This window comes from Janthinobacterium sp. YR213 (genome assembly GCF_900099875.1).
Lineage (GTDB): Bacteria > Pseudomonadota > Gammaproteobacteria > Burkholderiales > Burkholderiaceae_D > Janthinobacterium > Janthinobacterium lividum.
On record NZ_FNDA01000005.1, the window covers coordinates 194,857 to 208,683 of the forward strand.

Genomic DNA, 13,827 nt, shown 5'->3' on the forward strand with positions numbered 1-13,827 from the left:
TATAAAAGCGGGGAACAAATGGGACACGCAGGCTGGCGTCGCAACTGGCGCGCCAATAGCAATTGGGGCTCCCGAAAGAGCCCCAATCATCTTACTCCGGCTGGGCCGGATCGACCGGATCGGCCGCCGCCGGCGCGGCCTCCGTGCCCGCCTCCGTCGTCAGTTCGACTTCGTCGATATCCGTTTCCACCACGCGCTGCAGGCCGGACAGCTTGGTGCCATCTTCCACGGCGATCAGGGTCACGCCCTGCGTCGCGCGGCCCATCTCGCGGATTTCCGACACGCGGGTGCGGATCAATACGCCACCGGTGGTGATCAGCATGATTTCATCGCTGGTATCGACCAGGGTCGCGGCAACCACTTTACCGTTGCGCTCGCTGGTCTGGATGGCGATCATGCCTTTCGTGCCACGGCCATGGCGCGTGTACTCGGTGATCGGCGTACGCTTGCCGTAGCCGTTTTCCGTTGCCGTCAGCACCGATTGCTGCTCGTTCTCGGCCACCAGCAGGGCGATCACGTGCTGGCCTTCTTCCAGGTTCATGCCGCGCACGCCGCGCGCCGTACGGCCCATCGGACGCACATCGTTTTCATCGAAGCGCACTGCCTTGCCCGAATCGGAGAACAGCATCACGTCGTGCTGGCCGTCGGTCAGCGCCGCGCCGATCAGGAAGTCGCCGTCGTCCAGGTCGACCGCGATGATGCCGGCCTTGCGTGGATTGCTGAAGTCCTTCAGCGGCGTTTTCTTGACGGTACCGAGGCTGGTCGACATGAACACGTAATGGTCTTCCGGGAACGTGCGGTTCTCGCCCGACAGCGGCAGGATCACGGTGATCTTTTCGTTGTCCTGCAGCGGGAACATGTTGACGATCGGCTTGCCGCGCGAATTGCGCGAGCCTTGCGGCACTTCCCACACCTTCAGCCAGTACATGCGGCCACGATCCGAGAAGCACAGGATGTAGTCGTGCGTGTTGGCGATGAACAGCTGGTCGATCCAGTCTTCCTCTTTCGTCGCCATGGCCTGTTTGCCGCGGCCACCGCGCTTCTGCGCGCGGTATTCGGTGATCGGCTGGGCCTTCATGTAGCCGGTGTGCGACAGGGTCACGACCATGTCCTGCGGCGTGATCAGGTCTTCCGTTTCCAGGTCGGTCGCGTTCAACTCGATCTGCGAGCGGCGCGCGTCCTTGTTGCCAATGCCGTATTCATTCTTCGCCGCCGTCATTTCATCGGTGATGATGACGGTCACGCGTTCAGGCTTGGCCAGGATGTCGAGCAAGTCGGCGATATGCTCCATCACGTCCTTGTACTCGTTGACGATCTTGTCCTGCTCCAGGCCGGTCAGGCGCTGCAGGCGCATTTGCAGAATTTCCTGCGCCTGGTCGTCCGACAGCTTGTACAGGCCATCCGTTTGCATGCCATAGTGTTTCGGCAGGTTTTCCGGACGGTAGGCATCGATGCCGCCTGGCGTCGTGCCGTCGCCCGTGCGGGCCAGCATTTCGCGCACGACGGACGAATCCCAGGCCTTGGCCATCAGCTCGACCTTGGCGATCGGCGGCGTCGGCGCAGCCTTGATGATGGCGATGAAGTCATCGATGTTGGCCAGCGCGACAGCCAGGCCTTCGAGCACGTGGCCGCGTTCGCGCGCCTTGCGCAGTTCAAACACGGTACGGCGCGTCACCACTTCGCGGCGGTGCGACAGGAAGCACTGCAGCATCTGCTTGAGGTTCAGCAGCTTCGGCTGTCCATCGACCAGGGCCACCATGTTCATGCCGAAGGTATCTTGCAACTGGGTCTGCTTGTACAGATTGTTCAGCACCACTTCCGGCACTTCGCCCCGTTTCAGCTCGATCACCACGCGCATGCCCGACTTGTCGGATTCGTCGCGGATGTCGGAAATGCCGTCGAGCTTCTTGTCGCGCACGTTTTCAGCGATGCGTTCCAGCAAGGACTTCTTGTTGACCTGGAATGGCAGTTCGTCGACGATGATGGCGATGCGGCCGCCGTCCTTGCCGTATTCTTCGAAGTGGGTCTTGGCGCGCATGACCACGCGGCCGCGGCCCGTGCGGTAGCCGTCGCGCACGCCGGACACGCCATAGATGATGCCGGCCGTCGGGAAGTCCGGCGCCGGGATCAGCTCGATCAATTCATCGATCGTGCAATCGGGGTTGCGCAGCACGTGCAGCGCGCCGTCGATGACTTCGGTGATGTTGTGTGGCGGAATGTTCGTCGCCATGCCGACGGCGATACCGGACGAGCCATTGATCAGCAGGTTCGGGATACGCGTCGGCAAGACCGTCGGTTCCTTTTCCTTGCCATCGTAGTTAGGCTGGAAGTCGACGGTATCCTTGTCGATATCGGCCAGCAGTTCGCCGGCGATCTTGTCCAGGCGGCACTCGGTGTAACGCATCGCCGCGGCGCCGTCGCCGTCGACGGAACCGAAGTTGCCCTGGCCATCGACGAGCATGTAGCGCAGCGAAAAATCTTGCGCCATGCGCACCAGCGTGTCGTAGATCGAGGCATCGCCGTGGGGATGGTATTTACCCATGGTTTCGCCGACCACGCGGGCGCACTTGACGTAAGGGCGGTTCCACACGTTATTCATTTCATGCATCGCGAACAAGACGCGGCGGTGCACTGGCTTCAAGCCATCGCGCGCATCGGGCAAGGCGCGACCGACGATCACGCTCATGGCGTAATCGAGGTAGCTCTTGCGCATCTCTTCTTCGAGGGAAATAGGAATTGTTTCTTTTGCGAATTGATCCATTGGCGGTTCGACTGATCTCAGGCTGTGGTTAACTTATCTGTTACGCAATGTATGACGCAATACTGCATATCCTGGGTGGCTGTCGTCGTGGACGCCGCGCCGCGCGCTGCTGGCGCGGCCCGGCTTCCATGTCGCAGAGTGCCAGACAAATCGGCGGGCTGGCGGCACGGCCAGTACGGGTACCGCAAGGGTACGTCCTGGCCATGCAGTGCCGCCGTGGGCATTTGCTCGACACTCTTAACAGTCAAGCGCACGATTTTAGCATGCGCGCCCAGCTACCTGTACAAATTGGCCATACCAACAAGATTGGCAGTTTGCACCGGGGACGTGCACGTTGACCTGTCGATAATGCACAATGGCAATATCAGTTCAAGATACCTGCCCTTAAAAGAGGCAAAAAAAGCGATCAATTGTTACAGGCGCGTTACAAATGGGCATTTTCGTTGCGCAAAAACAACGCACGGTCTAAAATCGGGCAAGCTTTGATTTAACCACGGTCGTGTGCCCCTGATGCGTGTGGCAAAATGACTGGGAAGTTAATTGCTAGTTTCGCAATCTGAAACGAGCGCATATGGTCTACATGATAAAATCTTGGCACGTAGCACCAGTAGCGCAGTGTTGTTCTGCGGATATCACCCCCCGAAAGGAAAAAAGAATGAATAAATTTGTAACGCTGTTTTTCGCTGCATCCGCAGTGATTGCTGGCTCGGCTTCGGCCCAAACCCCAACCTCCCCACCATTCGCGCCAGTTACCACTGACATCAAAGCACCAAGCCCAAAAAGCGCTTACGTGCAAGATGCCCGCGGCGTAATCGTGCGTGACCCATTCGGCCTGTGCTGGCGTACCGGCTACTGGACACCTGCTGACGCAGTGCCAGGTTGCGACGTGCCACTGTGCGTAGAGCCAGAAACCCTGCAAGACGGCAAATGCGTGGCTCCTCCAGCACCAGTCGTACCAGCACCGGCACCAGTCGTTGTCGTACCAGTACCAGTCGTCGTTGCTCCTACCTCGGAAAAAGTCAGCTTCGCTGCTGATGCATTCTTCGATTTCGACAAAGCTACGCTGAAGCCAGAAGGTAAAGCCAAGCTGGACGAGCTGTCCGCACAACTGGGCGGCATCAACCTGGAAGTCATCATCGCTGTGGGTCACACCGACTCCGTCGGCACCGATGCTTACAACCAAAAACTGTCGGTACGTCGTGCTGATGCTGTCAAAGCCTACCTGGTCACCAAAGGCGTTGAAAGCAACCGCGTGTACACCGAAGGCAAAGGCGAGAAACAACCTGTTGCTGATAACAAAACTGCCGAAGGCCGTGCGAAAAACCGTCGCGTGGAAATCGAAGTTGTTGGTACCCGCAACAAGTAATAGCTGATTCCCTGGACTTGCCGCAAGTCATCGCGCAAGTCAAGAACAGCATGAAAAACCCCGCTACGGCGGGGTTTTTTTTCGTCCGTGGCTGCCCAATTGTAAAATTGCCGCTATTATTCGACCTATGAACGCCGACCCTCTTGAAATCCAAAAATTCAGTGAGCTGGCCCACCGCTGGTGGGACCCCACTTCCGAGTTTCGTCCCCTGCACGAAATTAACCCCCTGCGCCTGGAATGGATCAACGCGAAAGTGCCGCTGGCCGGCAAGCGCGTGATCGACATCGGCTGCGGCGGCGGCATCCTGGCCGAATCGATGGCCCGCAAGGGCGCCGACGTGACGGGCATCGACCTGTCCGACAAGGCATTGAAAGTTGCCGACCTGCACAGCCTGGAATCGGGCGCCAAGGTACGCTACAAGCTAATCGCCGCCGAAGCCATGGCCGAGGAAGAGCCGGGCCAGTACGACGTCGTGACCTGCATGGAAATGCTCGAGCACGTGCCGGACCCCGCCGCCATCGTCAAGGCCTGCGCCGCGCTGGTGAAACCGGGCGGCCACGTGTTCCTGTCGACCCTGAACCGCAACCCGAAAGCGTACCTGTTCGCCATCCTGGGCGCCGAATACCTGCTGCGCCTGCTGCCGAAAGGCACGCATGACTATGACAAATTCATCACCCCGTCCGAACTGTCGCAATACGTGCGCAGCGCCGGCCTGGACGTCAACAGCATGCGCGGCATGGGCTACAATCCGCTGACCAAGATTTACTCACTTAATAGCGATACCAGCGTCAATTATCTGGTGGCCTGCACCCGGCCGCTGTAACCATCACGCACAATACAAGGCGGCTGCGGCCGCCATTTTTCATTCCTACTTGACACACTTTGTCCGCCATGATCACTGACCATCTGCCAGCCCCGCGCGCCATCCTGTTCGACCTCGACGGCACCCTGGCCGACACCGCGCCCGACCTGGCAGCGGCCATCAACCTGCTGCGCGCGCGCGCCGGCCTGGCGCCGACCCCGTATGACATCCTGCGCCCCACGGCCTCGGCCGGCGCGCGCGGCATGATAGGCGCGTCGTATGGCGTCCAACCGGGCGAAAGCGGCTACGAAGCCCTGAAAGACGGCTTCCTGAACAATTACGAAGCGGCCCTGGCCGTGGAAAGCCGCTTATTCGACGGCATCCCCGCGCTGCTGGAAGGCCTGCAAGCCCTGGGCCTGGCCTGGGGCGTGGTCACCAACAAGGCCGCCCGCTTCACCGACCCGCTGGTCGGCCAGATCGGCCTGGGCGCCGCCGGCTGCGTGATCTCGGGCGACACCATGGCGCACCCGAAACCCCACCCCGCCCCCCTGCTGGAAGCGGCGCGCCGCCTGGAGCTGGCGCCGGAAGACTGCTGGTACGTGGGCGACGACCTGCGCGACATCCAGGCCGGCCGCGCCGCCGGCATGCGCACGGTCGCCTGCGCCTGGGGCTACTGCGGCCCCGTCGAGCCGCAGCACTGGAACGCCGACCATTTGCTGGACACGCCGCAAGCGCTGCTCGAGCTGGTCAGCGCCGTGGTGAAGGCGGCGCAGGCGCGGCAGCTGGCGGCATAAATGGCCTGCGCTTGATCTGGCACGCCTGCAAGCGAATGCATCATGCAAGAGTGGGCAGATTGCGCTACAATGAAGGTTCTGTGGGGACGACCTGGTTTCGACGTGGGTTGCAAAGCAGCGCAGGGCATACCGAGGGCGGGCTACCTCGTAAATACAACCTGAAAAAACTTAACTGCAAACGATAACTCGTACGCACTGGCAGCTTAATCGCTGTTAGCTCTAGAACACCTCGTCCCTGGGGTGGGCCGTCAAAAGCTCTAGAGTCATTTACAGGGACTCGTCGTATGCTGGGTTACTTAGCGTCCGACTAAATAATAGGTAACTCGCTTGCCCATAACGTGCACATCCGTGCTGGCTGAGTTAAATTAAATGATAGTGCTAAGTATGTAGAACTGTCTGTAGAGTGCTTGCGGACGCGGGTTCGATTCCCGCCGTCTCCACCACTGAATAAATAAAAGGGCTTCCCCGTTTTTGCGGGGAGGCCCTTTTTATTTATTCCATGCATGCAGAACGCCGGCGTCAAATCCGCGTCCGGTACGGGCGCGGGGGTTTTGCGGGACGTCGGCGAGCGCAGCTCGGTGCCGCAAAACCGGGTTGCGCTTGCAAGCGCAACCCTCTCCGATTCCTCTGACTAGCTCTTGCGCCGCAGGCGGTCTCCTAGCAACAACATCAGCTGCTCAGGCCATGTGCCAATGACGGACCTGCCCCTCTATGTGGGAAGCAAAACAGATGAGGCATGCTGGACGATGATTGCCAGAATGATTGCCAGAATATATGGGCGTTGGATGCCGGCTGCAAATCAGGCGGCCGGATCAACAGCGGAAATTGTGTTCGGTCTTTACTGATTAAATCTGGCGGCTGTCTGTCCTGCAACATCAGGGGCCAATGATATAGTGGCGGGAATGTACTCACTGAAGAAAACTGCCATGAAAAACGACACAAACGCTCGCCCGCAAGCAACCCAAGCACCTGCCAGGCTCAGCAAAGGGGACTTCGTCACCGCACTGCGCAAGCTGCTGCAAGAAGAAGGAAAGGCCGGCAAGTCCAGCGTGGACGTACGCGCTGCGAACCTGCACACCGACGTTGGCGTTTATCCGGCGCGCGGCCACTCGATGCCGACCTGCTGCACGGTAATGTATGAAGAGATGCAACCGGGTGACGAGATACTGCTGACGCCACCCGGCGGCAAAGGACCTACGCTCCTGGTACGGTATAAATTCCCGCGCTGAGAATCGCGGCCTTAGGCTACTGATGGCGATTCGCAGCGCTAATCGGCTCCGTCCGCTTCCCCCCCTGCAGCGGACATGGAGCGTCCGAGCAGGCCGGGTTTCACAACAGCGACCTCGGCAGCCCAGTCTCATTGTGTTTTTGGGGCATGACGATTGATGCCGCCTGGACTGCGGCAGTTTCAGCGTCGTTACCGCCCTCAGTATTACTTGATACGGCCACTTGGACAGAAAAACCCCATGCATCAATGCAGCCGCGCTGAAGGCGTCGAATTGAACGGCTGAGATCTCTTATGGAACATGAAATACGCAAATGGCACAAAGTAGAACACTAGCCAGTGTCCGGAGAAACCACGCACTTGATTTACCTTGAAAGTGGAATACTCCACGGCGGTCAGTTCGCGAATGAAATTTCCACGGTTCAATAGCACAAATTTCCCGTCAACGATCGAAGGATTGCCGCCCGCCGCGTTCATCATGAAGAGTGCAAAATTCACCAATGCGTAAGCAGCTATACAGAGTCCCAGTCTGACCACCCACTTCGGAAAAGCTGCGCGTAGTTCAGCGAACGTTGGTTTGGGGCCGAGTGACTTTCGACTGGAGAAGACAAACGGAATGAACACAAGGAAAATGCCGCCGTGCAGCCACCAGATCGCAGGAAAATTATCAGATACATTGACTCCCATCAATGCCGCAATGTGCACAATTAGTGCGGTTGCAAAGCCAATTAGTGAGGCAAAGCCAAGAATTTGGTTCATAGAATCGGATTACATATATCGTAAAGATGTCGGTCTGCAACTAAATTCGTAAGTGATGCAACTTCACAAAGTATATTAACTGTCCGGCTTGCGCCCTGGGAAAAAAGGCCAGGCAAACACCACAATGCCTGCAACGACACATCCGGCCAGGCTAACGGCGACACCAAAAATGTACCACGCCACATCGACTCCGTGACTGTAGAGCGTTCCGACAAATAGTCCACTCACCAGCCAGACTAACACCGCTAATTTAAGCAGAAAATATTTTACTTTACCGGTGGGACGATTCAGCCGCATTTGTTGAATAGCGGCCATGCCCATGACTAAACACGCCACACCAGCCGCAATTATCAAGCGTGAAACCGAATGCTCCATGTCGCAACCTGACTTGTAGTTGAGCCAGCGGGCCCAGAGATTAAAAGATCGAGGGCTTAAATCCAGCAGCCAATTATCGCTTGCCACTACATCGCCGGCTTGATTCTGCACTACGGAACCCGTGCGGCCAGAGAGCGGAGGCGCAGCGTTCACTTTACAAATTCCCGTCCTTAGCGCCATGGGTCGAAGTACTCGCAAGCAGAAGCCTTGCCTCCCTTATTGGAGTACCAAACCGAAATACGGTACCTGACGTTGACAGCACCACAACCCAGCCAGCCTTGATTGTTATTTGATCAAATGGATTGGATTGATCCGAAACAAACGTCCAAACAGGTTCATGATTTTGCAGCGATTCCAAAACGACTACGCCGATTGAGCCGTGTTCCATAGCCTCTCCGCACTTGACTATGTACTGTCCACCATACAGCTCTTCTTGCGCCAGAATCGCGACATTGAGCCAACTGCCAAGCTCCTGTTCTTCATGTACTTTGGCCATCCAGGTTTCGTGTACTTCGTAGATATCACCGTTGGTGCACACGAGGCCATTGTAGCTTCGCACCTCTTGGTTCTTCCACTTTTTTGCCATCACTGTGATTGATTCCATATTTAGAAATGGGCGACTGCACGCCCTGAATTAAACAACTTGTATTCTTGCCCGTAACGGAATGCAAGAAGCAGCGCAAGCTTATTCCACATCCGCTCTTGGCCGGTTAATTGTCTGCACTTTGCCAGCAAAACTTTCAAGACGCCTAATGCGCTGCAGCGCGGCGGCTCCCCCCAGAATTAAAACCAGCCTTACCCGGGCACCAGCTTAACGCTAATTCAATTAGTGAATATGCTATATTTACTAACACTGAAAATCTAGACTCAAGTCTGCGTCCGTTGTTATCGGTCACGCCGACCAGGCCAACCCGAACATCAATGGCGGCGGCGAAAAAAATAGCGAGCAGGATTACAGGCATGGCCAGCGAGTTATCTTCAGCAAAGGCAAGATTATCCAAGTCACCAAGCAGAAGCGCCATCTGGCCGAACGCGATCTCGAAGCATTGGCAAAGAAATCCCAACCATGAAAATTGCTCGCCTGCTTTCCTCCAGTTTCCTCGTGCTGGCTGTGGCCCTCGTCGCTTATGGTCTTTTCGGCTTCTCCCGTTTTGCCTGGTACACCGGCGCATACTATGATGAGCGCATGATCTTGTTCGATCACGGCTTCTATCCTTTTGCGTGGGGTATCGCGCTGCTGCTGATGGGGCAAATCGCCCGCTTGCACCATCGTCGACCGGCGATGCTGCTCGCCGCTGGCGCCGCCCTGGTGCTGCTTCTCTGGAAGCGTGCAACAGTGCCCGCCCCTATCGCCAATCAGCAACTTTTTCCTGATCCAGCTTTACTGGAGGGACTGATTGTTACCGCTGTCGTGGTCATCGTCCTGGCGCTGATAGACCGCCCCGTCGAGCAAGCCATCCGCAAGGCTCTTGCCCGTACCCCGTGATCCCGGGGGCCAGAGCCACTCGGATACGCTCTCGGCATGAAAGAATCATTGCTGCGATATGAGCTGCTGAATAGCCCTCCGATACTTTGCCACCCGCTCCAAATCCTTCTGCGTCGGATTCTCTATCCTCGACAAGTCGCTATTCTCTGCCAGATCAGCCAGCTTGACGGCCTTGCCAACGGGGTTCAATGCCGCGCGGGCGATGAACGCATCGTAGGACTCGCCTTCGATCTTGGTCACGGCGCGCACGCCGTCGATGACTTCCCGGGAAAATCCTTCGCGCGCCAGGTCGCCGAAGGTGACTTTTCCGTCGCTGTCTTCCACCACATCATGCAGCACAGCAACAATCTGCTGGGCGCCGGGGGCGACGCGCAGCATGACGCGCAAGGGGTGGAGGATGTACGGCGCGCCGCCCTTGTCCGTCTGGCCGGCATGGGTGGTGGCGGCGATTTCAATCGCGCGCTCCAGGGTGGCGCGTCTTGCGTTTTCACTCATGTGCACTCCTTTTCATTCCACTTTGATCGGTGACCCCGTTGCGCGCCAGCCGCGGCGCTGCAAATGGCAAACGCTGGTGCACAGCACGGCTGGCAAGAATAAATTGAGGACCGGTACGAGCATCAGCAAGCACAGCAACAGTCCCAGGGCAAAAATCGCCGGGCGCTGTTCGCGGCGCAACGCCGCTTGCTGTTCCGCTCCGAGCACCTCTTCAGCTGCCGCGCCGTAGATCATGTGGACATTCCAGGCCAGCAAGTACGAGATCAGCACGCACATGGCCCACACGGGGATCAGCAGGGAAAGCAGCAGCAACAGGCGACGCCGCCAGGCGGGACGCGCGGCGGACAGCTCCAGGCCGGCCGGTGCTTGCCACGCTGCATAGCGGCGCGCCGCCACAACCTTGGCGCGCTCCAGCAACAGCCAGCGCAGCGGCAAGTGCGCCGTACCGATGGCGCCGACGATAAAAACCACGACATAGAACAAGGCAGCCAGCGCCAGCAAGGCCAGGGCGATCTGGCCGATCGACAGCATGGCCTTGGCGGCACTGCCCATGCCGCCGGCGATATTACCCATCTGCGAGAGCGTGGCAGGCCCATTGGCCAGTGTCCCGATGCCATCCATCACGCCCAGGCCCAGCAAGCCGGTAACGGATACCAGCGCCAGCATGGCGCTCGGCTCGACAAAGAAGCGGCCGAAATAGCCATACAGTCCCAGCCACAGGGCCACGACGGCCATGCACCACAGCGCGGAGCGCCACCACAGCCCCGCATGACGCGCATCGCGCAATCCCAAGCCGATGCAGGTGAAGGCTTCCCGCCAGGCCAGCAGCCAGGTTTGCAATGTTTGTGTCACGCTCAGGCGTACTCCGCAATGAAGGGGCGGATACGTCGATCCGGATGTTGCCGATTGTACATGGACAAAGCCGGCACCCGCGCCGCCGGGAGCAAAGGACAAGCATGCGCGATCCCCCATACCCCGCCGCAACGGCGTACACTGGCTCCTCTTCCATCAACGCATTGGTCCACCGTGAAACTATCACGCTTTATTACCGGCCATCTGGAGCCGATCCTGGAAGAGTGGGAACTCTTCGCCAGGTCGCTTCCCATTCCTGGCGCCGCCATCTCGAAAGCAGAATTACGCGATCATGCCAAGCAGATGCTGCAAACCATCGTGCACGACATGGACGTGATCGAGAACGCGGCGCAGCGAAAGAAGAAATCGACCACGGGCGTGTCGGAAATCACGGGCAAGGAAACGGCCGCCGCCACGCATGGCTCGCTGCGCCAGCAGATCGGCTTCACGCTGCCGCAGCTGACGGCGGAATTTCGCGCGATGCGGGCCAGCGTTCTGCGGCTGTGGATGGCACAGGTGTCGGTGACATCGAAAACGGCAACGGACGACATCTTGCGCTTCAATGAAGCGATAGACCAGGCGCTGCAGGAATCGGCCATACGCTATTCGCAGCAGAGCGACCGCACCCGCAATACCTTTCTCGCCATCCTCAGCCACGATCTGCGCAGTCCGCTAAGCACCATGACGATGGCAGGTGCGCTGCTAAGCCGGCCGAGCGCGACCTCGTCTTCCACGGTGCAGATCGGTGCACGGGTTGCCCGCAGCGCAGCGACCATGACAACCATGGTGAACGACCTGCTGGAATTCGCCAGGACGCAGCTGGGGGGCCACATGCCCGTTTCACCCACCTTGGGCGACCTGGGGGAAATCTGCAAGACGGCCGTCGAGGATGCCTCGGCGGCTCACCCGGAATGCAAGTTTGAACTGAGTACCACGGGCGAAATGATCGGCGACTTCGATGCGCCCCGCCTGGCCCAGCTGTTTTCCAATTTGCTCAACAATGCTGCGCAATATCGGACCGACGCCCAGCCCGTGACCATCACAGCCTGCGGCGATGCCGATACAGCCGTGGTGCAAGTCAAGAATTTCGGCCGCCAGATCCCGGAAGCCTCGCTGAAGAGCATTTTCGATCCCCTGGTGCAACTGGCCATTTCCGACGAACACAAAGCGCCGAATGCCACCAGCATCGGGCTGGGTCTGTTTATCGCGCGTGAAATCGCCAGCGCGCACGGCGGCACCATCGGCGCCGAGTCCAGCCTGGAATGCGGCACGGTGTTTACCGTGCGCCTGCCCAGGGTGTCGCTGAACGAGGGAGCGAACGGCGGCTAGCCGTGCCCCCCCGCAGAAGACGACCTCCCCTACCGGGACAAACCCGCCTTACCTGCGGCTGAGCGGCACATACTCGCCCGGCAAGCCCGCCGCCTCCAGCGCATCGGCAAAGGCCAGCAAGAACTTGGCCGGACCATGCTCCGACACCAGCAGGGAGGCGCCCTTGTGGCGCAGCAGTTTCAATACTTCCTGCTGGTGCGCCTGGTATTCGCTGGAGTGGCCGTAAAAGGTTTGATACATCTCAAGCGTTTCCATGGCCTTGGCGGCCAGGATGAATTCGGGTTTGTCCATGATGTCTCCTCGTTGTCATTGCTGCCAAAACCACGAAAAAAACCTGCAAGACGTGCGGCCCATGCCGGTCGCACTGCATTGCGGCAACCACATCCGTATTTCCATCATACGCCTCAACCCGGCCATTGCGCCGTCCTGTCGCGCATCTTTTTCTATCCCGCCTCTGCGGCATCGCCACCTTGCATCCAGACTTGCGCCATTCCTCGCGTGCGCGCTAGCCGCACGCTCCCGCACATGGCATCATGCGCGTTGCCCATTCACTCTGGCGACACATGGACCAATATCACTTCCTGGTAGGCGAATTCAAGAAAAATACCCCCTTCATTGCCGCCGCGGCCAGCGCCAAGCTGTTCGCCTGGTTCGCACACATCGGCGAACCCGTCGAGCGCTACGGCAACAAGCGCGGCAAGATCGTCAAGTTCTCACAGAGAAATTACGAGAAGATGCTGTTCGCGCCAGAGACCAACAGCATCGAACTGCTTTCGCCGCGTATCGTGCCACCCGACGAAGCCTACGAGGCCGTCAACTGCGACGCGCAGGCCATGTATTCATCGGACGCGTCGCTGATTCTGTCCATACGCGCCAGCAAGCTTGCGCTGGCGCCGTTCTTCGACGCCGCGCGGGCCATACCCGGCCTGTTTGAGCATTGCGAATATGTGTACTGCTACGCTGAAACGCAGGGCTATGGCACCGGCTACGCACTCGGCTACCGGCAGATCGATGAGGCCCATCCGATGACCTTTGGCACTCCTTGCCCCGCAAATAACTGGGCCGCCATCAAGCGGCGCGGGTTGCAAGATTCGCACCTGCGCGATGTATATCCCATCAATGGTTTCACGCAAGCCAGACTGGATACGCTGCCGCCCGAGCGCCGGCAAGCGCTGCGCGACGCGATGCAGGCGTATGGCCGCTGCGAAGAGCATGCCGGCTTGACTATCTGGTACCTGCCACCCGAGGAACTGGACGCCGCCCGCGCCGCACTGAACGCACACGCCATGCTGGGCGCCTACATCAACAATTGATACCCATGACCACACATTTATCGCTGCACTGCTATCTGCAAGACGAGGCCGCAGAACGCCCCAAACGCTGTTCCGACGTCACCATCCAGGCCGACCCGGCCACCCTGCGCGCCATCGCCCACTTCCTGCTGGCCAGCGCGGACACCTTTGATCAGGCGCAAGACCGGGCCGGCATGCACGCCCATCTGCAAGACGAATGGGACGGCTGGCAGGACGACTTCCCCGACCTCGTCGTGGTAGCGGCCTGAGGTGAGGCTTAGAATGGCGCCC

The 13,827-nt window shown here is 58.9% G+C and carries 16 protein-coding genes and 1 other RNA gene; 9 read left to right on the top strand and 8 right to left on the bottom strand.

Going from position 1 to position 13,827, the window contains the following annotated elements:
* Positions 1-91 precede the first annotated feature (91 nt).
* Positions 92-2,761, bottom strand: a complete 2,670-nt coding sequence (gyrA, locus tag BLT98_RS21880) for a DNA gyrase subunit A (protein ID WP_092611453.1) — start codon at positions 2,759-2,761, stop codon at positions 92-94.
* A gap of 655 nt (positions 2,762-3,416) precedes the next feature.
* Here gyrA and ompA point away from each other — a divergent pair.
* From ompA to BLT98_RS21905, 5 genes are all read left to right on the top strand, one after another.
* A complete protein-coding gene (ompA, locus tag BLT98_RS21885; RefSeq protein ID WP_034782001.1) occupies positions 3,417-4,127 on the top strand; it encodes an outer membrane protein OmpA in 711 nt (236 codons plus the stop codon).
* 127 nt (positions 4,128-4,254) lie between these two features.
* Entirely contained in the window at positions 4,255-4,950 is a 696-nt protein-coding gene (gene ubiG, locus BLT98_RS21890) for a bifunctional 2-polyprenyl-6-hydroxyphenol methylase/3-demethylubiquinol 3-O-methyltransferase UbiG (protein ID WP_092611456.1), read from the top strand.
* Between the two features lie 68 nt (positions 4,951-5,018).
* Entirely contained in the window at positions 5,019-5,723 is a 705-nt protein-coding gene (locus BLT98_RS21895) for an HAD family hydrolase (RefSeq protein WP_070257568.1), read from the top strand.
* Between the two features lie 82 nt (positions 5,724-5,805).
* Positions 5,806-6,166: a transfer-messenger RNA gene (gene ssrA / locus BLT98_RS21900) on the top strand.
* Positions 6,167-6,649: 483 nt separating this feature from the next.
* Positions 6,650-6,952: an HNH endonuclease gene (locus BLT98_RS21905; RefSeq protein ID WP_070257596.1), complete on the top strand. Its 303-nt coding sequence runs from the start codon at positions 6,650-6,652 to the stop codon at positions 6,950-6,952.
* 242 nt (positions 6,953-7,194) lie between these two features.
* Here BLT98_RS21905 and BLT98_RS21910 read toward each other — a convergent pair whose 3' ends face one another.
* The 4 genes from BLT98_RS21910 to BLT98_RS21920 form a co-directional block, all read right to left on the bottom strand.
* Positions 7,195-7,707, bottom strand: a complete 513-nt coding sequence (locus tag BLT98_RS21910; protein WP_092611459.1) for a hypothetical protein — start codon at positions 7,705-7,707, stop codon at positions 7,195-7,197.
* 75 nt (positions 7,708-7,782) lie between these two features.
* Complete coding sequence (locus tag BLT98_RS28915) at positions 7,783-8,193, bottom strand: hypothetical protein (RefSeq protein ID WP_139179348.1); 411 nt, start codon at positions 8,191-8,193, stop codon at positions 7,783-7,785.
* Between the two features lie 43 nt (positions 8,194-8,236).
* Positions 8,237-8,671 carry a hypothetical protein gene (locus BLT98_RS21915; protein WP_170846463.1) on the bottom strand — a complete coding sequence of 145 codons (435 nt, stop codon included), beginning with the start codon at positions 8,669-8,671 and terminating at the stop codon, positions 8,237-8,239.
* A 160-nt stretch (positions 8,672-8,831) separates the two neighbouring features.
* Positions 8,832-9,104 carry a hypothetical protein gene (locus BLT98_RS21920; protein ID WP_139179350.1) on the bottom strand — a complete coding sequence of 91 codons (273 nt, stop codon included), beginning with the start codon at positions 9,102-9,104 and terminating at the stop codon, positions 8,832-8,834.
* Positions 9,105-9,148: 44 nt separating this feature from the next.
* Between BLT98_RS21920 and BLT98_RS21925 the strand changes: the two genes are divergently transcribed.
* Positions 9,149-9,568, top strand: coding sequence for a hypothetical protein (locus tag BLT98_RS21925; RefSeq protein ID WP_070282632.1), 420 nt, complete (start codon positions 9,149-9,151; stop codon positions 9,566-9,568).
* A gap of 45 nt (positions 9,569-9,613) precedes the next feature.
* On the opposite strand, the gene BLT98_RS21930 is transcribed toward BLT98_RS21925, so the two are convergent.
* Positions 9,614-10,063 (bottom strand): HD domain-containing protein, encoded by a 450-nt coding sequence (locus BLT98_RS21930; RefSeq protein ID WP_092611468.1) that lies wholly within the window; start codon positions 10,061-10,063, stop codon positions 9,614-9,616.
* A gap of 12 nt (positions 10,064-10,075) precedes the next feature.
* Positions 10,076-10,915 carry a hypothetical protein gene (locus tag BLT98_RS21935; protein ID WP_139179351.1) on the bottom strand — a complete coding sequence of 280 codons (840 nt, stop codon included), beginning with the start codon at positions 10,913-10,915 and terminating at the stop codon, positions 10,076-10,078.
* 174 nt (positions 10,916-11,089) lie between these two features.
* Here BLT98_RS21935 and BLT98_RS21940 point away from each other — a divergent pair, with 174 nt between their 5' ends.
* Complete coding sequence (locus BLT98_RS21940) at positions 11,090-12,244, top strand: sensor histidine kinase (RefSeq protein ID WP_092611473.1); 1,155 nt, start codon at positions 11,090-11,092, stop codon at positions 12,242-12,244.
* Between the two features lie 48 nt (positions 12,245-12,292).
* Here BLT98_RS21940 and BLT98_RS21945 read toward each other — a convergent pair whose 3' ends face one another.
* Positions 12,293-12,535, bottom strand: coding sequence for a hypothetical protein (locus BLT98_RS21945; protein ID WP_070282617.1), 243 nt, complete (start codon positions 12,533-12,535; stop codon positions 12,293-12,295).
* A 272-nt stretch (positions 12,536-12,807) separates the two neighbouring features.
* Between BLT98_RS21945 and BLT98_RS21950 the strand changes: the two genes are divergently transcribed.
* Together BLT98_RS21950 and BLT98_RS21955 are read left to right on the top strand one after the other, a co-directional pair.
* Complete coding sequence (locus BLT98_RS21950; protein WP_092611477.1) at positions 12,808-13,557, top strand: hypothetical protein; 750 nt, start codon at positions 12,808-12,810, stop codon at positions 13,555-13,557.
* A gap of 5 nt (positions 13,558-13,562) precedes the next feature.
* Positions 13,563-13,805, top strand: coding sequence for an Imm32 family immunity protein (locus BLT98_RS21955; RefSeq protein WP_092611480.1), 243 nt, complete (start codon positions 13,563-13,565; stop codon positions 13,803-13,805).
* Positions 13,806-13,827: the final 22 nt, after the last annotated feature.